The organism is Clostridium caldaquaticum (genome assembly GCF_023806125.1).
Taxonomy (GTDB): domain Bacteria; phylum Bacillota; class Clostridia; order Clostridiales; family Clostridiaceae; genus Clostridium_AT; species Clostridium_AT caldaquaticum.
Genome location: NZ_JAMSKT010000004.1, coordinates 1 through 20,901 on the forward strand (window position 1 = coordinate 1; position 20,901 = coordinate 20,901).

At 32.1% G+C, this 20,901-nt stretch carries 13 protein-coding genes; 3 read left to right on the top strand and 10 right to left on the bottom strand.

What is annotated here, in order from left to right; all coding sequences use genetic code 11:
* Positions 1-131: 131 nt before the first annotated feature.
* The 8 genes from M2651_RS03240 to M2651_RS03275 form a co-directional block, all read right to left on the bottom strand.
* The gene (locus M2651_RS03240; RefSeq protein ID WP_252130907.1) at positions 132-1,400 is read right to left on the bottom strand and encodes a glycoside hydrolase family 1 protein; all 1,269 of its coding nucleotides are present in this window, start codon (positions 1,398-1,400) and stop codon (positions 132-134) included.
* The gene (locus tag M2651_RS03245) at positions 1,397-3,070 is read right to left on the bottom strand and encodes a glycoside hydrolase family 43 protein (RefSeq protein ID WP_252130908.1); all 1,674 of its coding nucleotides are present in this window, start codon (positions 3,068-3,070) and stop codon (positions 1,397-1,399) included. The genes M2651_RS03240 and M2651_RS03245 overlap by 4 nt, the downstream gene beginning before the upstream one ends.
* A gap of 72 nt (positions 3,071-3,142) precedes the next feature.
* On the bottom strand, positions 3,143-4,036 hold the full coding sequence (locus tag M2651_RS03250; protein ID WP_252130909.1) for a carbohydrate ABC transporter permease: 894 nt from the start codon (positions 4,034-4,036) through the stop codon (positions 3,143-3,145).
* Positions 4,037-4,050: 14 nt separating this feature from the next.
* Positions 4,051-5,001: an ABC transporter permease gene (locus tag M2651_RS03255; RefSeq protein WP_252130910.1), complete on the bottom strand. Its 951-nt coding sequence runs from the start codon at positions 4,999-5,001 to the stop codon at positions 4,051-4,053.
* Positions 5,002-5,177: 176 nt separating this feature from the next.
* Positions 5,178-6,689 carry an ABC transporter substrate-binding protein gene (locus tag M2651_RS03260; RefSeq protein WP_252130911.1) on the bottom strand — a complete coding sequence of 504 codons (1,512 nt, stop codon included), beginning with the start codon at positions 6,687-6,689 and terminating at the stop codon, positions 5,178-5,180.
* Between the two features lie 120 nt (positions 6,690-6,809).
* Positions 6,810-8,468, bottom strand: a complete 1,659-nt coding sequence (locus M2651_RS03265) for a response regulator transcription factor (RefSeq protein ID WP_252130912.1) — start codon at positions 8,466-8,468, stop codon at positions 6,810-6,812.
* On the bottom strand, positions 8,443-10,173 hold the full coding sequence (locus M2651_RS14410; RefSeq protein ID WP_252130913.1) for a sensor histidine kinase: 1,731 nt from the start codon (positions 10,171-10,173) through the stop codon (positions 8,443-8,445). Before M2651_RS14410 ends, M2651_RS03265 begins: the two co-directional genes overlap by 26 nt.
* 118 nt (positions 10,174-10,291) lie before the next feature.
* A complete protein-coding gene (locus M2651_RS03275; RefSeq protein ID WP_252130914.1) occupies positions 10,292-11,200 on the bottom strand; it encodes an AraC family transcriptional regulator in 909 nt (302 codons plus the stop codon).
* Positions 11,201-11,420: 220 nt separating this feature from the next.
* Between M2651_RS03275 and M2651_RS03280 the strand changes: the two genes are divergently transcribed.
* The 3 genes from M2651_RS03280 (at position 11,421) to M2651_RS03290 (ending at position 16,787) form a co-directional block, all read left to right on the top strand.
* Positions 11,421-13,865 carry a glycoside hydrolase family 2 TIM barrel-domain containing protein gene (locus M2651_RS03280; RefSeq protein WP_252130915.1) on the top strand — a complete coding sequence of 815 codons (2,445 nt, stop codon included), beginning with the start codon at positions 11,421-11,423 and terminating at the stop codon, positions 13,863-13,865.
* A 182-nt stretch (positions 13,866-14,047) separates the two neighbouring features.
* A complete protein-coding gene (locus tag M2651_RS03285; protein ID WP_252130916.1) occupies positions 14,048-15,454 on the top strand; it encodes a sodium-dependent transporter in 1,407 nt (468 codons plus the stop codon).
* A 91-nt stretch (positions 15,455-15,545) separates the two neighbouring features.
* A complete protein-coding gene (locus M2651_RS03290) occupies positions 15,546-16,787 on the top strand; it encodes an AraC family transcriptional regulator (protein WP_252130917.1) in 1,242 nt (413 codons plus the stop codon).
* 42 nt (positions 16,788-16,829) lie between these two features.
* Here the strand turns inward: M2651_RS03290 and M2651_RS03295 are convergent, their stop codons facing one another.
* Both M2651_RS03295 and M2651_RS03300 read right to left on the bottom strand, forming a co-directional pair.
* Positions 16,830-19,133: a glycoside hydrolase family 2 protein gene (locus M2651_RS03295; RefSeq protein ID WP_252130918.1), complete on the bottom strand. Its 2,304-nt coding sequence runs from the start codon at positions 19,131-19,133 to the stop codon at positions 16,830-16,832.
* A 24-nt stretch (positions 19,134-19,157) separates the two neighbouring features.
* Positions 19,158-20,615: an MFS transporter gene (locus M2651_RS03300; RefSeq protein ID WP_252130919.1), complete on the bottom strand. Its 1,458-nt coding sequence runs from the start codon at positions 20,613-20,615 to the stop codon at positions 19,158-19,160.
* Positions 20,616-20,901 lie beyond the last annotated feature (286 nt).

The window sequence follows — 20,901 nt, forward strand, 5'->3', positions numbered from 1 at the left end:
GCTATTTTGTATAGATCCTATAAGAGATCCTCTTTTTTTCGAACAAAAGGAATGGGTCTTATTTGTGTGCCTTCATTTATGGTTTTCATTTTCAAGTTATTCTCCTAACTATTTTAAAATTTACTGCTTTTTTAATTATAATCTTGTAGTCCATTATTTTGCGCAAGGTTTCCGAGAAACCGTGCACTATCCTTTACAATTCTTTTTTGAGTTAAACGGTCTACTCCTATAACTCCAAAGTGCATATTATATCCAAAAGTCCACTCAAAATTATCAAATGTACTCCAGTACAGATAACCTTGAACATCAATTCCATCAGCAATACAGAAATAAACTCCTTCCACAGCCCTTTTAATAAACTCAACTCGTCTTTCATCATTTTGTGTTGCAATTCCGTTTTCAGTTACTATTATTGGTATATTTAGTTCTCCTGCTACCTTCCTTATTACACCAGCAAGTCCTTCTGGATAATATTCATAACCGCATTCTGTTACTTCTGTTTCTTCAGCAAGGGGAACCTGTCCATTTGGTCCATATACTTCTCTTGTATAATTCTGTATACCAATAAAATCATCTTCTTTAATTGCATCTAAATATTGCCTGAAATATTTTAGCCATACTTTATCAGCCAGCGCTTCTCCGCCTTCAATAGACTGTACATCTGGAAGTGCCAAAGTTAATCCAACCTTTGTATCAGGACTGATTCTTTTAATTACTTCTTTTGCCTTACGATGTGCATCTTTTATAATATTTATTGCTGCTTCATCTGATGCCATGTGGAAAGTAAAATACTTATCTATAGCAGCACCGCAGCTTCTGGCAGCAGACTGTCTCCATTCTGGAGCAGTCCAAGTCTTTGCTTCTATACCTACAGGAGGTTTAAAATTAAAATTAACAAATAGCTCATGAAGCATAACAGGAAGATTTACTTCATTCATAGTCAAAGCATAAGGAATGAGACTTCCAAGTTCCTTAAAAACAACTTCACAATATTTTGCAAACCTGTCAGCTGTTTGTGGATTTGACCAGCCTCCAAATCTCATAAGCCATCGTGGTGATGTAAAGTGATGCATTGTTACCATTGGAATTATTCCGTTGTCATAACAAACCTTCAAAACATCTTTATAATGCTCTATTTCTGACTTTGAATAATAACCTGCTTCTGGCTCTATTCTTGCCCACTCTATTGAAAACCTGTATACCTTTAAACCAAGTTCAGCCATAAGCTTAATATCTTCACGGTAGAGTCTGTAATGATCAACTGCATCTCCTGATTTGTCTGCATAAGGCGACCCATCTGAATATTCCTCCGCCCATACATCTGAATTTATATTATTACCCTCTACCTGATGAGCTGACGTTGCAGTTCCCCATAAAAAATTTTCTGGAAATCTTTTCATTTTACTATTCCTCCTTTATATTCAAACCAATCAAAATCAGCATAATTACTGCTAAACTTTCCATTGCTGCTGGCAAACATGCCGATATATGTTCCTACAAAACCTCCAGCCATATCTGGACTTAATATTCTTCCATCCACATTGCCTATAAGAAGTTTCATATTTTCTAATGAATCCCCATAGTAGAAATTGTAATCCTGTCCATCTGCGCTTACCTTTAAGTATATTACTTCAGAATCAAAAGCTGCTTGAGCAAGCTTCCTTTCAATATTTTCTGAATTAAAGGTTTTTAACGCAAAGTTAATATCAGTTTTTGAAATACACTTTATTAATCTTATAACTTTCTGACCATCTACAATGGAATATTCAAATCTATACTGAAAGTTATTATTCTGAATTAAAACAAGTCCTGCAGTCTCATAATCTTTCTGTGGATTAAATTCCATCTTAACACAAGCTATAAAATTCATGTGCTGCTGACGCCTCCCGATAAAGCTAGGACAGTCTATGATAAAATTTTCTTTTTCTACATATTGAAAGTCAAAAGATGGCATCTTAAGCGTATCAACTAAAGTTTGAGGCCTTAACTTTAATCTTAAAAAACCAGGTCTTTCTGTAAGGCTGTAGAATTCTTCCCTTGGTGTACGAATTCCATTCCATATATAACTTAAAATTTCTTTATCAAAATCATCACGTATTTCAGCTTTCTTTACTGAAAAAACCGGTAAATCAGGAACTTTATAACTGCTCTCAACTTTTCCAGTCCCAGGACTTACTATTGGCCATCCATCTTCCCACTCTACTGGTATTAAAAAAGTTTCTCTTCCAAGGTTTTTAAAGTATCCTCCATATGGGCGAGAAGCAAGAGCTACCATCCACCACTCTCCATTTTGGGTTTCTACCAAATCCCCATGTCCTGGATTTGAAATTGGATGTTTTTTGCCAAGATGCCTGTGAGTTAGAATAGGATTTCCTGGATTACCTTCATAAGGCCCGAAAACATTCTTACTTCTTGCAATAGTTACAGCATGGTAGTGTTCTGTACCTCCTTCTGCAATCAACAGATAATAATAACCATTAATTTTATACAAGTGAGGGCCTTCTGGGCAATGTGCATTTTTAAGTGCACCTCTCCAAAGACCATGTCTTTCTCCAATCAAAGTCATTGTTTTTAAGTCTAATTCCTGACACCATATTTCATGATCACCAAAATACTTTGCATCTTCAGCTGGTCTTGTTCCTGTATAGTAAACTCTGCCATCTTCGTCAAAGAATAGTGATGGATCAATTCCTGGAGCATTCTTAAGCCAGTATGGCTCTGACCATGGACCTGCCGGATTTTCAGATGTTACTATAAAGTTTCCACCATTTGTTATATTTGTAGTAATTAGATAAAATGTTCTTTTGTAATAGCGAATAGTTGGTGCAAATATTCCACCTGATATGCCTGCACCATCTAAATCCAATTGAGATTGTCTGTCTAGAACATGACCTATCTGCTCCCAGTTTACAAGATCTTTACTGTGAAATATAGGCACTCCTGGAAAATATGCAAAAGATGAGGTAACCATATAGTAGTCCTCGTTAACTCTGCATATTGAAGGATCTGGATAAAAACCAGGGAGAATTGGATTACTAAACGTTTGCTTTTCTTTGTTTATTAAACTCATGTTTTCACTCCTATTCAGCAATAGGACAGACATTACTGCCTGCCCCATTTAATGTTTTTAAAATAATCCTTATTAACCTTTAACTGCCCCAAGTGTAATTCCTTTTACAAAATATTTCTGGAAAAAAGGATATGCAGCAAGTATTGGAAGTATACCGATAACAGCTATAGCCATTCTTATTGTTTCTGTAGGAAGATTTGATGTATCAACTACACCGCCAAGCTTGTTTGCATTTGTTGCTAAATATTGAATATCTCCAATCATACGATTTAATAAAAGCTGTATGCTGAATAAGCTGTCCTTATTAATATAAATTAATCCGTTGTTCCAGTCATTCCAATACATAATCCCTGTCATTAACCCTATTGTTGCAAGTATTGGTAATGAAAGCGGAAGAACTATTTTATAAAAAATTGTAAATTCTCCTGCACCATCAATTTTGGCTGATTCAATAAGTGCATCAGGAATGCTTGTAATATAATAAGTTCTTACCAGCATAATATTGAAACCGTTCATTAAAAGACTAGGTACCAGTAATGCCCAAATGGTGTTTTTAATATGAAAGATTTCAGTGTAAATTAAATAAGTAGGAACTAATCCTCCGTTAAATAAAAGAGTTATTACAACAATAACAGTAAAGAACTTTCTATATGGCAAATCCTTACGTGATATCGGATATGCCAGAAGTGAAGTTATAATTAAACTAAAAACAGTACCAACAAATGTTACTAATATCGTTATTCCATAAGCATGAGTAATCATTGAAGAATTATCTATCAGATACTTATAAGCCTTAAGGCTTGTTTTTTTCGGAAAAAAGGAATAACCATTTTGTAATATGGTAATATCATCTGTAAAGGATGATACGATAAGCAGTATAAATGGAATAACTGCAGCTAAGCCTATAAAAATCATAATAATATTTAATATAACCTGAGCCCTTTTTGTTTCCTTAGTAATTACCATAACTATCCTTCCTCCTAGAACATTGCGTCTTCTCTGCTGACTTTTCTTATTACAGCGTTAGATAGAATAACAAGTATAAATCCTACTACAGACTGATACAGGTTTGCTGCAGAGGACATACCAACATCACCCATCTTTAAAAGCCCTCTATATACATAAGTATCTATTGTGTTTGTTGTTTCATATATAGCTCCTGAGTCCATAGGAACCTGATAAAATAGACCAAAGTCTGAGTTGAAAATTCTTCCGATTGCGAGTATAACAGTCATTATTATTACCGGCTTAATAAGCGGTATAGTTATATGAATTATCTGCTGCCATTTAGTAGCACCATCAAGAGTTGCCGCCTCATAATACTCACCATCTATACCAACAATAGAAGCCAGATATATAATGCAAGAAAACCCGATATTTTTCCATAAATGAACAACTGTTAAAATTACAGGCCAGTATTTTGCTTCACTATACCAGGATATAGGCTCTATTTTAAGCATAGGCAGTATTGTTTTATTAATAAATCCTGTATCTGTACTTAAAGCTGCATAAACCAGATAGCTTACTATAACCATAGACATCAAAAACGGCAGTAAAATTACTGTCTGATAAAGTCTAGATAGAAACTTGCTTTTAATTTCATTTAATATTATAGCTACCATAATTGCTGATATAGTACCAATAATTATAAATGCTGCATTATAAAGCACTGTGTTTCTTGTAATTATCCATGCATCTGTACTTTTAAACAGATACTCGAAGTTTTTAAGCCCAGCCCATTCACTTCCTAAAATCCCCTTGCTGTAATCGATATTTTTAAAGGCAATAATCAATCCAAACATAGGCAGATAATTATTAATAATTAAATATATAAGTCCTGGAATCATCATTATAAAAAGGGGAATATAACGTTTAATGCTTCTTAATTTAGTATCTTTTTTTACTTTCGTTTTAGCTGCTGTTTGTAACATGTTTCTCCTCCTATACAGATTTATTTTTATCTTTCTCACTATATTTTTAGTATAGTTAATTTTAACTTTATCCTCTGCCCAGTTTACGACATGCTAATGATGATTTTCCGACTTGTTTAAATCACATAGTAAATGACTCAACCAGCATAGCCGATTGAGTCTAAAATTTCTGTAATTTATTTTTTGTTAGCTTGTGCCCAAGTATCAAGCTGTTTTTGCTTTTCAGCTATGATTTTATCCATACCTGCAGCTTTAAGCTTTGAAATAAACTCTGGTAATACCTTTTCTGGATCAACAGTACCAGATTCTAGCGGAACTTTATACTGGTTTATTACATTTGTAACCGCTGCAACTTCTGTCTTAACAGGAGCAGGATCAAAAGCAAAACCAAGAGCTGGTGATTTTATCATTTTAGCATTTGCCTCTTTAACCTTAGTCCAGTAATCTGCAGGTGTTCCCTTTTGAATATAAGCAATAGACATATTTTGGAACTGCCAGTTTAAACCGCTGTAACCGACTGTCGTAGCAGTAACCCCTTGTGGATAATCTATAACGTTAGCTTCTGAAGTTTTAACATAGTGCTTTCCTTCAATTCCGTAAATAAGAAGGTTGTTAAGCTCTGCATTTGTATATAATAAATCCAAAAGCTGCATAGCCTTCTCTGGTTTTTCAGAATTACGTGCAATAGACCACATATGTCCGCTGATGCTTGTAGTAGTAAGATAAGCTGGAGAAATTGCCTGCTCAACTACCTGCACTCCATGAGAAATGGAATCTGTATATTCACCATATACATTAACTGTAGAAAGCATTCCGCTTGCTTTTCCTGCTTTCATATCAGCCCAGCCTTCATCCTTGCTTGTTGCTATATCCTTTTTAATGTATCCTGCCTGATACCATTTTCTCATAAGTTTTACTAAATTAGCGTATTCTTCTGTTTCATAATAATTTACAACCTTTAAATTATCTTTAGACATAAGTACTCCAGTATTTCCGTCTGTTAGAGGATCTACATAGTCAGTGTAAAACCCTAATGCTCCATAAGTACCAGCAAGTGGTTTTGATAATAGAGGTGTATTTGGCTCTTTTTCGTGAATTGTCTGGAGCACAGTTTCTAAGTCCTGCATTGTTTTAACCTTAGTCATATCAATATTATACTTATCTACAAGATCTTTTTTAAGAACAATTCCAATTGGTTTGGAAATATCATACGAACTTGTAACACCATATATCTTTCCATTGAACGTCGTAGCTTTTAAGTAATCAGCTGATATAACTGATTTTATACCAGAACCATATTTATTCAATAAATCATCTAATGGCAGTAATTGTCCCTTAGCTATAAGACCTGAATAAAAATCATTAAATACTGATACTAAATCAAGCTTTTCGCTTCCTGAAAGCATAAGGTTTAACTGCTGAGTATACTGTGTCATACTTATAGGCATTAATTTAACTTTAACATTTATTTTCGGTACTGTAATTTTGTTAACCTCATCCTGTACAAGCTGCAAATCAGCTGGTGTATTACCAAATTGAATATAAGCCATAGTTGCTTCATAAGTTGCTTCTGAGGTTTTGCCTGAATTTTCAGTTGATTTTGGTGCAGCAGTTTTAGAACTGCAGGCTGCAAAGGACATCATTACAGACATGGTTAATGCTAACAAACCAAGTTTCTTTTTATTCATATTTATCCCCCTAAAAAACATATTTTCTTAAGTGTAAACGCTTAAGATGGTTTAATTATATAAGTAAACTGTAACGTTTACTGCTCAAGTTACGACTTTTAGATGACGATTTTACGACTTTTACTGATTTTTATATAATTCCTCTGCAAGATGCTTTTGTCTGAAATCAGCCGGGTTCATATCTGCATATTTTTTAAACATTTTTGCAAAGTGAGAAAAATTACTATAACCAACCTTTGCAGCAATAGCACTAACTGGCATATCTGTCTTTAAAAGAAGCTCCTTTGAAATCTTAAATTTTTCCTGCATCATAAATTCAGATATTGACATTCCTGTTTCTTTCTTAAATATTCTATTTAAATAATCAGGGTTTAGAAAAACATGATTTGCTACTTCTTCCCGTGATAATTCTTCACAAATATTCATTCTTATAAACTTTTTTGCCTTTTCAACCACAGATTCAGACTCTTCTTTAGATGTTTTATTACTCATTACCTTAGAAGAAATATAATCAACCCACCTTAAAAGATTTTCAACAGAACGTGGAGCCTTTGAAGATAATTGATAATAAAGGCTGTCATTTAGAAGCTGATGAGCATGTATTCCTTTTTGCTTTAATAATGAATGAATCATTTGCAGAAAATCCTGTTGAAATTGCAAAAGTACACTTGCAGAGAGCTGCTTTTTTTCTTCCATATTACGAAAATAATTACTTATCTCTGCAAGTAACTTTGCTTTTGAGCCTTCGCTAAGAATAACTGTTAATACCGTCATATCTGGTAATACAGCTGTATTTGAAGCTTCCGCATTTCTGCCTAATATAAATACTTTATTCATTAAAGTTACATTGTTTTTATCCATTTCATAGAGTGAAGCAAATACTTTTATAATGTCACAAGCATAGACTTTACTGCCAATATAGCAGCACAAATCACACTTAAAATACTCATTGCAGACTGAAATGTAAGCTTCACAATCATGTTTAATAAGCTCATATTCCAAAATTTCATTATCCTCACCTGTAAGTATTGCTACTAAAGTTTCATTGCTTAGCTGCACTAATGAGCCGCTGATACCATCTTTTATAAGCATCTCTTCACCAGTTTTTTTCAGTGCAAATTCCATAAGCCTCTCATCTTCTGTACTAAGTTCTTTGTTCCACTTCTGAACCTGTATTAATATAGGAATATACTTCCATTTTTCATTGTAAGAAATATTTCTCTCTATGGCAGCTTCTTTAATAAACTTTTCTTTTGAAGGAATATCACAATTTAAAATATCCAGCCAAAAACGTTCTACAAGCAAAGGCTGATACTTTGACAAATTTTTTCCAAGCCTGCTGTACTTTTCAAGTTCACTGCTCTTATTTATTTTATCAATTGCCTTTAAAAGTACGGATTCTAACTTAAAAGACGTAACAGGCTTTAAAAGATAATCAAAACTTCCCAGCTCAACAGCCTGTCTTGCATAATCAAACCGAGCATGGCAGGTAAGAAAAATACATTCTATATGAGGATAATGCTCCCTTACCCATTCTATAAGCTCTAAACCGCTGCCTTGAGGCATTTCTATATCGCAAAGTATTATATGAACTTTATTTTTCTTTAAAACGTCTTTTGCCTGATTAATATTAAAAGCTGTAAAAAGCTCTGAAATTCCAAGCTTGTCCTTATTGATATCATATTCAATACCTTTTACAGCAATAATTTCATCATCTACTATCATTAAATTAATCATATTTACCAGTTCCTTTCTAAAGCTTTGGCAAAATAATTTCAACAACTGCTCCCTGAGAATCTGCATTATAAAATTTAATTTTTGCCCCTCCAGAATATAAAAGCTCAAGCCTGCGCTTAATATTCCAAATTCCAATGTGTTTTCCATTATCATCTATAACCATATTGCCGCTATTAAGCACTTTTAAAATTTCCTGTGAAAATCCTTTACCTGTATCTTTAACAATAATTTTAATATACTTATCTGATTCTTTTTCAATTAAATCTATATTTATTAATAATTCAATAGCTGACTCCATGGAAAATGCATATTTAATTGTATTTTCAACAAAGGTCTGTATCATAAGTTGAGGTATAAAAATATACAGCAGATTATAAGGTACGTTAATTTTATAAGTAAACTGATTTGGAAACCTCATTTCCTGAATTCTTAGATAATTACGAATATGTTCCAGCTCATCCTTTATAGGTACAAGCATCGAATTTGTATTAAATATATAACGAAAATAATTTACAAGGCAGACAGTCATTTCCTGAATAAGCTTAAAATCCTTCATTTTTGCAAGATTATAAATTATATTAAGAGAATTCATAAAAAAATGTGGATTAATCTGAAGCTTCAATTGTTCAAGCTCTATTTTCTGTTTGTTTATTCTTTCTTCATATACACTTATCCTTAAATGTTTAATTTCATCCATCATTTTATTGAAGGTTTCATTTACTGTTAAAAATTCTACTGAAGTTTTTTCTGGATTTATCCGTGTGTCTATATCACCATTTTTTATCCTTTTCATAGCTTTAAGAAGCTTATTTAAGGGAATTAATACATTTTTTCTTACAAATAATAGACATAATGGTACTAAAAGCACCGACGTAATAGCAATATAAGTAACTATTTTCTGAAGAAGGGGAAGCTTTTCAAGTATCTTTTCGTTAGGCACAACTGCAACTAAACTAAAATCTCCTTTTGACGACTTTTCTCCAATTACCATATACTGATTATTTGTACCTGTAAGATAATAATTTTCTAAACTTTTGTTTAACTCTATATTCTTATCTTCTATTTTATTTGAGCTTAACATAACTTGTCCATCACTATTAACCAATAGTGAAGCACCATTTTCACCAAGATTAATAAGTCTTAGAGGAATTAAAAGCTTTTTCATACTTACCCAGGCACCTACATAAATATCATCATATTTCATAATCCTGAATAAATAATATTGTTCATTAATCTTCTCAACATACCACCCTTTATTATAAATTTCTACAGAGTCTTTATTTCTTATAAACAGATTACTTAGATAATCACTCACACTGCTGCGTTCATAATCAGTTGTTCCGCTATTATAACTCTGAACCAAAATTTGTTTTGCTGTTGGGTATACAAATATGGTATCAATATTTTTACTAAGTGTTACATCTTTCGAAATCCTTTCACTTAAAGAATATTCTGCAATATTATACTGATTTTCATCAGTTGTATATTGCAGAATCTGCAGATTCTGATCAGAAACTAAAAGTCTGTTTAAATAACTGTCTATATTATCAAGCCCTGCATCAATCTGTCCCATATATAAAGACATCATATTTTTATTAGACTCAGCTACCTGATTGTGAATAACATCTATAGCATAAAAATTATTATATATAAGCAAAGTAATTAAAGGTATCATTACAATTATAACTCCGCTAATCAGTTTAAACCGTATAGAATTATGAGGTATGTGTAAATTAAACTTTTTCACTTGTATTCACCTGCTTCTTTAGATTATTTGCTATTAAATATCTGTTTCAATTATCTTCATAATATCATTTATAATTAGTCTAATACCAGTCCATTTTCTTCAATAAATCTTATTCCCTTTATTTCAAATGCAACTTTCTATAATCTTGCGGAGATTTACCAATAATCCGTTTAAACGTATTCGAGAAATAATATTGGTTATTGTAACCCAGTGCTTCACTGATATTAACTATTTTTATGCTTGATAATTCTAACAGCTCACATGCCTTTTGCATCTTCAAACGAATATAATAATCAATAGGACTATATCCTGTCTTTTCTTTAAAAAGTTTAGAAAAATGGTATCTTGACATATTTGTATACTTTGATAACTGTTCTAAATTTAAATTAGTATTTAAATTATCAATCATATAATTAATAACCTTATCTATATTTATATCGTTCTTCTTAGTCAACCTGTTATTAATCCTCTGATGATTAATATAGCTACAAATGCTTATAAGGTAAGCAGTTGCAAGTATCAAATTACTGTTGGTATAACCCGCTTTCAAAACATGAAGTACATCTTGAAAAAAAGATTGAAGTTTCATATTTTCACCAATATATATCACGGGTGAAGCAGCCGTAACGCCAAGTAAAGAAGCAAATGCATCTGCATTATTACCGCGAAAGTGAATCCAATACTTTGTCCATGGTTCTTTCTCATCTGCACCATAAGAATGAATAATACCTGGAGGACATACAAATAGATCACCACTTTTTATTGAATAACGCTTATGTTCTAATTCCAACCACCCCTGCCCATCGATGCAATATACAATCACATAATCCTTAAGCAGCCTGTTATTTACAATATGACCTTTAGCTTTAATGTAACAGCCTGCCCATGTCAATAGAATATTTGACAATATTATATCCTTAGATTCTCTCTCTAAAATGCTTTCCGGAGTATAATATGAGACTTTTTTATATTTACTTTTATGCTTTAACTGCTCTGAAACATGCTCTAAATTAGAATTTTCAAGCATCTTAGATTACCCCCATTTATATATTAATTTTCTGTTTTTTTAAATACCATTTATTAAAATAATAATTAATATAAATTACTATCTATAGCTATATAACAATATATTATATCATTCATCACAATATTTTAAATTACTTTTTTCATTTTCAAAGCTTATAATTAATTTACATTGAAAAACTTTTCTTACACAATATAAAAATAAATAAAGGAGGCATAAGCTTATGATAAGGAAAAACATTGATAATTCTTGGCTCTTTAGCCATGGACAACCATCAGGAATGGTTCTTTCTGCAATGTTTGAAAAACCAGGCAGACTAGTAAATCTTCCCCATGATTTTACTATTGAAACAGATACTTATAAAGAAGCACCAGCTGCTCGAAACACCGGTTATTACGGTGGAGGAATTGGAACCTACACTAAAACACTTGACATTCCTGAGGAATATATAGGAAAACGTGTACTTGTAGAATTTGACGGAGCATATATGAATACAACTGTTGGTTTAAATGGACATACATTAACTAAGCACCATTATGGTTACACTCCATTTCATGTAGACCTGACTCCATATATTAAACCAGGTAAACCTAATCGTCTTACTGTAACAGTCAACAATTCAGCCCAGCCAAATTCACGCTGGTATTCGGGTTCAGGCATATACCGACACGTAGACCTATTATACGCACCTAAGATACATATAGCACCTTGGGGAATTTATGCTTACACTTTACACATTGTTAATGGCACAGCCTTTATTAATGTGGAAACAACCATAGAAAATCATACATCAGAAAATAGAAACTTATGGATTGATATTAACATAGAGAAAGATTCTGATGGCTTAAAAGCCGGTACTGGAAGAATAATGGTACATGTACCAGCTGGTGAAAAGACTGTAGCACAGGTAAAGGTAGCTGTTAAAAATGCTGACCTATGGGATATAGATTCTCCTAACCTTTATAAAATTACTGCTCAATTGTCAGACAAAACTGTTATTCTTGACAGTGACAGCACTACCTTCGGAATAAGAACTATTTCAGTTGATACAGAAAATGGTTTTATGCTGAACGGACGTACAATTAAGTTAAAAGGAGGCTGTGTTCATCATGATAATGGAATTCTTGGCGCTGCTTCATTTAAAGACAGTGAGTATAGAAAGATGAAACTACATAAGGAAAATGGTTATAATGCTATCCGTTGTGCTCATAATCCTCCATCTAGAGATATGCTGGATGCATGTGACCGCCTGGGATTACTAGTCATTGACGAAGCCTTTGATTCCTGGACTATGAATAAAACGCCAAATGATTATAGTCTTTACTTTGAAAATAACTGGAAATCAGATATAGAGTTATTTATGCTTCGTGACAGAAATCATCCCTGCATAATTATGTGGTCAACAGGAAATGAGATTACTGAACGCGGTGGGCTTTCAGATGGCTATAATTGGTCTTCCAAATTAGCAGCGTGGGTACGAGAGCTTGATTCAACCCGTCCTGTCATTAATTCAGTCTGCAGCTTCTTTAACGGTCTTGATGATGATAATAATGCAAAATGTTACCAGGAAATGTTAGAACAATATCAAAAGAATGGAGCAATTATTAATTTAGATTCGGAATATAGCAAAAAAATCTGGGCTGACCTTACAGAAGCATTCCTTGCACCGTTAGATGTAGCAGGATATAATTACCTGGCTTATCGTTACGAAAAGGATTCAAAAACTTATCCTAACCGTATCATCTGTTGTACTGAAAGCATGGCATTAAATACAGCTGAATACTGGGATGCCGTTGAACGCTTTCCTAATGTAATTGGTGATTTTATATGGACCAGCTACGATTATATTGGAGAGGCAGGTATTGGAAAAGTAAAATATGTTGAACCTGATGAAACTGTAGCTATAATGTCACAATTTAATTCTGAATATCCATGGCGATTAGCAAATTGTGCTGATTTCGACCTCTGCGGCTTTCCTCGTCCTCAGCTTGCTTACCGCAAAATAGTATGGGGCTCTGACGAAACCTTTATAGCCTCTCATAATCCAAAAAACTACGGCAAAAAGGAAGTTGTATCAAAATGGGGCTGGCCAAAATGCGATAATTCCTGGAGCTGGCACGGTTATGAAGGTAAGCCTGTGAAGGTAGATGTTTACTCAGCAGCTGAAGAAGTGGAACTTATCCTGAACGGAAAAAGTATGGGCAAACATCCAGCTGGCAAAGAAAACAATTATACCGCAAAATTTAATATAACTTATGAACCAGGAACTTTAGAAGCTGTAAGTTTTACTGGCGGCAAAAAAATATCCTCCAATCTACTTAAGACTGCTGGTAACCCTTCAGCTATTCGCATCATTCCGGAAACAAAAGAACTTATAGCTGACGGACAATCATTATGCTTTGCAGTAGTTGAAATTATAGATTCAGAAGGAAATCTTGTTCCTAATGCTGAAATAAAAGCAACTGCCAAAGTAGAGGGAGCTGCAACACTTGCTGCATTTGGTACAGGAAATCCTAAAACAACAGAAAATTACACTAAAGGTGAATTTACTTCCTTCAAAGGCAGACTACTGGCAATCCTTCGTGCTGGTACTGAGTCAGGTACCGCAATATTAAAAATAAGTATAGAAGGACTAGGATGTTCAACTACTGAAATTATTATAAAGTAAACATTAAAAAATCAATCCCGTAGAGTAAGCTGTAAAGCCTTTTACTGGATTGATTTTTTCTTTTTATCTAACTTCTCATAATTTTACTGCTTATATTGTGGAATACTAAAAAATATGTTAAATTACTAAAGGACTAAGAATTTCTTCGCAATAAAATAAACTCTTATTTTGGAGGTAATTGTATGACCTTAAATTCTAATCAAAAGACAGAAAAAAAGAAAAGAGAAACCTTCTCAACAGGCTTAGCAGTTTTTTTCGCAACGCTAGGATCAGCAGTAGGTCTAGGTAATATATGGAAATTTCCTTATCTTACTGGTAATAGCGGCGGCGGTGCTTTTGTATTTACTTATTTGATATGTATTCTCCTTGTTGGTATACCTGTTATGGTTGCTGAATTTTATATAGGCCGAAAAACAAGAAAAAATGCAGTTGGTGCATTTACCGCACTTAAGGCAAGTCCCTTCTGGAAAATAATCGGGTATATGGGAGCAGCTGCTTCACTGTTTATTATGTTTTTTTACAGTTCTGTAGCAGGATGGGTATATTCATATGTATTCAAAGCATTAACCGGCAAATTCGGAGCACTAGCCAAAAAACCAGTTGAAGAGGCAGTAAAGACTGCAGGTGAGGAATTTAGTTTAACTGTAGGTGGAACATACTCTCCTGTCTTATGGCAGTTTATTGTAATAGCAGTGGTTTCTGCAATACTTATTGCTGGTGTTCAAAAAGGTATTGAAAGAGTAACAAAAACACTAATGCCTTTATTATTTTTATTAATTATAATTTGTGATATAAGAGCCATTACTTTACCAAAAGCATCTCAAGGACTGCAATTTCTATTTAACGTAGATTTTTCAAAAATTAATGCTCCTGTCATTTTAACAGCTTTAGGTCTGGCTTTCTTTAAGCTATCCCTTGGAATGGGAACAATGATAACTTACGGAAGTTATTTTACTGAAGAAAGCAACCTGATGACTACATCAGCCAGAGTTGCAGTTTCAGATACAATAGTATCATTGCTTTCTGGAATAGCTATCTTTCCGGTAGTGTTTGAATTTGGAATGAAACCAGGAGGAGGACCTGGACTATTGTTTCAGACAATACCTCTTGCATTTTCCAGAATGCCTTTAGGTAATTTACTTTTAATTGCTTTCTTTTTATTAGCTGCAATTGCAGCAACAACAGCAATGATTTCAATGTTAGAAGTACCTATAGCAATTTTAACGGAAGAAAAAGGCATGGGTAGAACTAATGCTGTATTGTTAATTTCTTCTGTTGTATTTATTATAGGTGCAGTAACAGTTCACCCTGAAAGTATATTTGGAGGGGTTACCTTATTAGGTAAAGGATTCTTTGATTTATTTGATTATATTTCATCTAATATTCTATTACCTGTTGGCGGATTACTTATTTCCGTATTCGCTGGATACTTTGTTTCTAAAAGTGAGCTTTGCAAAGAATTATCAAATAATGGTATAATAAAAAATAAATCGCTGATTAATATTTATCACTTTGTTGTAAAATTTGTTACTCCAATATTATTAATAATTGTATTTCTAAGTTCTATAGGTATTATAAAACTAAAGTAAAAATGCCTTAAGAAACTGCCTATACACAATTTATGTGATGTATAGGCATTTGCTATATTATAAACAAAAATTAAAATCAGGAGATAAAATCATGAACAATATACATGAAGATATAAACCCAAGCCTTTACACCATTTGTGCTTTAATTAACAACTTAACAAAACTTGATGTTGAATTTATAAGCTGTAATGAAAAATCTTCCTTTCAAATATTGAATTCAAAAATGCTGTATTTTATGCAATCTGTAAAAAAAGAAAACATTACCTTTATTCATAAATTTTTACAAAACAAATTAAGCACTGACTGTCTTTATCATACTGACAATTTAGGGCTTAATTATATAGCTTCAGGCTTATTTGAATGCGGCATTTATAAGGGTACTATAATTGCCGGCCCTTTTTTATCTAACATTCCTGATACTTATTTTATATCTAATATAATAGAAAAAAACCGATTTCCTCTAAGTTATAAAATGCAGCTTCAGGAATATTATAACAGGTTAAACATATTGGATATAAATTACTGTAAAAATATAGGACATATGATGATTAATATATTAAAAAATCCATTTGTTGATTGTAATCTTTTATTTTCAAACAATAAAAATTTTGATATCAATGAAGATAACAATTTATCTATGGAAATCGAAAAAACATTTTCGGAAATAGAAATAAGATATAAAATAGAAAAAGCCCTACTAAAAGCTGTTGAAAAAGGTGACAAAGTAGATGCTTTAAAACAAGCTAATTTTTTTCAATTTAACCCTGTTCACAGAGTTCCTAATGATCCTTTAAGAGCTATAAAAAATTATACTTATAGCTTTAATACTATGCTAAGAATAGCAGCAGAAAAAGGCGGTGTTTCTCCCATATACGTTCATAACTTATCTGATAAGTTTGCTATTTTAATAGAAAGATTATCCACCATTTCTGAAATAGAAAACTTTAAAATAAAAATGATTTGTGAATACTGCGATTTAGTAAAAAAAATGTCTACAGCAGGCTTCAGTCCAGTTATAAAAAAAGCTGTTAATTATATTAATTTGAATTTTCATAAGCCAATTTCTTTAAATATTATAGCTGAAAATATTCATGTAAATCCTTCTCACCTTTCAAGGCAATTTAAAAAAGAAACAAAAATGACTATTACTGAGTTCATTAACAGAAAAAGAATCGATGAAGCTAAATTTATCCTTGAAAAAAACGATACAAAAATAACAGACATAGCTCTAATGGTTGGCTTTGAAAATCACAATTATTTCTGTACTGTTTTTAAGCAAGTTACTTCCTTAACTCCTAGAGAATATGTAAATAAAATAGGTAATAAAAAATAAGAGGCTGTATAAAGGTACAAATTACAGCCTCTTATTTTTTATTTAGACTTTTTTAATTTTTGTCAGCTCTTTATTAAGTATATACATAATTTTTTCATTAAACAAATCTTCTGCCATAGAAGCTATCATATCTATCTTCATGAACTCCATCATTCCAAACATAGGCTTTTCCTCAAAATTTCCTAAATACTTTTTAAGAACTGCCTTAGCTTCATCATTTTTCATAATTTCAGCAATTGTACAACGTGTAGAATATACATCATCAGTGATTTTAATTTCCTCTATTTGCACATCACCAAGTTCCGGCATTGTAAACCAGTTTGCTACTAGTCCACCTTTATCTTTTTCTGGAGCTTCGTAGCTTATATTAGGTTCATATACTTTGTTAAATAAAGCAGTATCTTTTAATATAACATTATTACAATTAGATACAGCTTTAATTTCATTTATTCCATCTTTCAATTCAATATTTTCAAAAATAAATATTTTATCATTACCTGTCTTAGTTTGAATTTCTTTTCCATTTACATAAAGAGTTATATTATCACAGTTAGAATAAACTTTAACATTTATTTTTTCTTCTGCTCTGTCTACAAACCTCTTGCTTGTTATATGGACAAATTTTTCATCTGACCAGTGCGCTTTATACATGTAAAATGCATCTTTTTTAATCTTTCTGTCATAAGTAACTAATCCCTTATTATTTCTTCCTTTCACTCCGCCTTCATCTCTTATATTTGCACCAAAATCAAACATATTCCATACATAAGTTCCCCAAAGGAAATGTTTTTTCTCTAAAATTTTCCATGACTTTTCATGATATAAAGCATGATATTCTTCAGTATAATCTTTTACCTTCGGGTTATTAGAGTGATACTGAATTATACCTTCTGCACCATATTCAGATACGCATAATGGTACATGGGGATTAACTTCATGAAAACCATCAAGCCACTTTTCAATATCTTCTACTTTACCTTGATACCAGCCATAATATTTGTTATATCCAACTACATCCGTTATATAGTTATATTCATCCTTATCATCAACAACTGCAAGATTTGCCATTGTAGTTAATCTAGTAGCATCTTCTTTTTTTGTTAATTCATTTAATTCCTTAACAAGTCTTCTAGCCTCTGGTTTATCTCCGCCTATTTGTATTTCATTCTGAATTCCCCAGAACATAATTGACGGATGATTAAAGTTTTGTCGTATAAGTTCAATCATCTGCTGCTTTGCATTAATACCCTCAAATTCTGTTTTTGACATAACAGAAATAAATGGTATTTCAGCCCACACAACCATACCTTCCTTGTCACACAAATCATAGAAATATTGACTATGCTGATAATGAGCAAGTCTTATTGAAGTTGCACCTATTTCTTTAATTAACTCCATATCTTCTTTTTGTTCTTTTTCAGTAATTGCCCATCCCAAATCTTTTCTGTCCTGATGTCTTGAAACACCCTTTAACTGAAGATGTTCACCATTTAAGAAAAATCCTTTTTCAGCATCAACTTTAAAAAATCTAACTCCAAAAGGAATGGTAAGTTCATCTATAGTATCATTAAAACTAACTAAAGATAGTTTAGCTTTATACATATAAGGATTTTTTCTGCCATTCCAAAGTGTCGGGTTTTCTATAACAACCAAAACTTCTGTTTCTTTTATTTCGCCTTTTGCTATTACTACTTCTTTAGCAGCATAAGTTACAGCATTACCTTCTGCATCAAATATATCTGCCCAAAATCTTACTTTCTTATCTTCTTCATTATCATTTACTAATTTAGCTTTAATTTTCAATAAAGCTTTTTCATGACTTACTTCTTCTTGAATTATATATATTCCTTTTGAGCCATAATCCATTAAATCAAAATGCACATTGTTAGTAACTACAATATTTACATCTCTATAAATTCCACCATAAAATGTAAAATCCGCCATTTGAGGATATACATCGTTTACTACTGTATTATCTACTTTTACGGATAGAATATTTTCACTTCCAAATTCAACAAAATCAGTAATGTCAAATCTAAATGCAGAATAACCTCCTCTATGCTGTCCAACATAACTGCCATTTACATATACATCTGTAATACTGTTAGCTCCATTAAACTCTATAAATATTTTATTCCGTTTTGACAAATTATCAACGATAAACTTTTTTCTATACCAGCAGGCACCCTTATAATAATTAAAGCCATTTGCTCCATCAATAGCATTCCAGGTATGAGGAATATTTACAACTTCCCAGTTTTCATCATTATAATTTTTCTCTATTGCTTTTACTTCATCTTGTTTTATAAACTTCCATGAATTGTTAATATTAATTAACTTTCTCATTTTATTATCCTCCAGTACACTTATTTAGACGTTGTTACTTACTGATGCTTTTCTAAGTGCTATATCCTTCTTTATCTTCTCCATTTCAACAGCATCAAGATGATACCATTTCATTGCTATAATTGAAGCTATATGTCCAAGTATTGGAAGCCCATATACGCAAAATAATATACCTATATAAAATTTTGTATTTACAGGAGTATTAGGTTTTATTACAGTAGTTCCATAACCAGCCCATGCAATAACTATTCCAATTATAAATGACGACAAAGATGAAATCATTTTATCAACAAAGGAAAATAAAGTTCCCATCATTCCTGGTATAAATCTTCCGCTTCTTGAAGTTTCATAATCTGAACAGTCTGCTATCATAGGTATAACTATATTACCAGATATATTCATTATACCACCTTGCAATGTCATTAAAATAAGAAGTATTATTATGCCTGTATAAGATTTTGTGAGGATTGGTGTTACAGCAAGATTTAATAACAGCATTAGCATACTTACCCAGGTTGCGCCAACAAAGGCTTTTTTAATACCTGTATTTCTTGACCAGTTTACACCTAAAGCTGTAATTATCATAACAGGCACAGCGCTTGCAAGAGAAAATTTTCCCTGTAATGCAGAATTTAATAAAATATTAGAGAAAAAGTACACTTGTGCTCCCCTTAAAGCTGTTGATGCTAATTTATCTGTTGAAGCTGCAATAACAAGCATTTGTATTGGTCTATTATTTTTTAAAATATCCCAATAATCCTTAAATTTTACCTGTACTCCATTTTCACCTAAACCGAAGAATTCCGTTCTATCCTTCTGCCATATTCCTATTATAGCTAAAATAGTAAACACAAAAGATAACGTCATGAAAATTAATGAAACATCCTTCCAAAGCTGAGGATCTATCATAGTTTTAGGATACTTTGGTGCCATAACTGTTGTTATTAAAAATGTACCTCCGCTGAATAAAATAGTGTTATATAATGCATCAAACATTGTAAACACAGGACGCTGCCTCGGATCATTTGTTAAAGCTGCCTGAGCACCTTTTGTTACAGTACATTGAAATGTATATCCTATAACATATATTACATATGTTATAGTTGTGTACCAGTATTTTTGACTTATACTCCACCCTGCCGGCGTTCTGAATATCATAACAACACTTACAAATAATATTATATTACCTATTAACATGTAAGGTCTGAACTTCCCAAATCTTCCATTTGTTTTATCCATTAAATATCCTACAATTGGATCTGTTACTGCATCCCATATACGCATACTCATAGCTATTGAACCTACAACTACTGCCGCAAGGCGGAGAATGTTTTGTGTAAAAAATGCATAATACATCATAACAAACATTGCTGCATTAGTTGCAGTATTATTAAGAGCAAAAAAACCTATCTGCCAGATTTTTGCTCTATTATACTCTGATTTATTTGAAACTTTTGTCTTTGTCATTTCTGTATTAATCATTATTTTTTCCCCCTTAAATTATTTTTTTAAATTAAGAATAAATTAGTAAAACATTTAAAAGTTTATTATTTTTCTACAATCTCACATTTCACCCCCTTCAAACGTTTTCTTTTCTGTGTTTGTTTCTAAGTCAGCTAATATCAAATTAGTACACTCTGAAATCCTTTTAAAACTATATAAATAATTTATAATTTTTCTGAAAATTTAACTTTAATTATTTTGACTTAATGTATAAATTTATTGCATAAAAGTTAAATATTTACTAAAAGACCTATGATGCTTTATA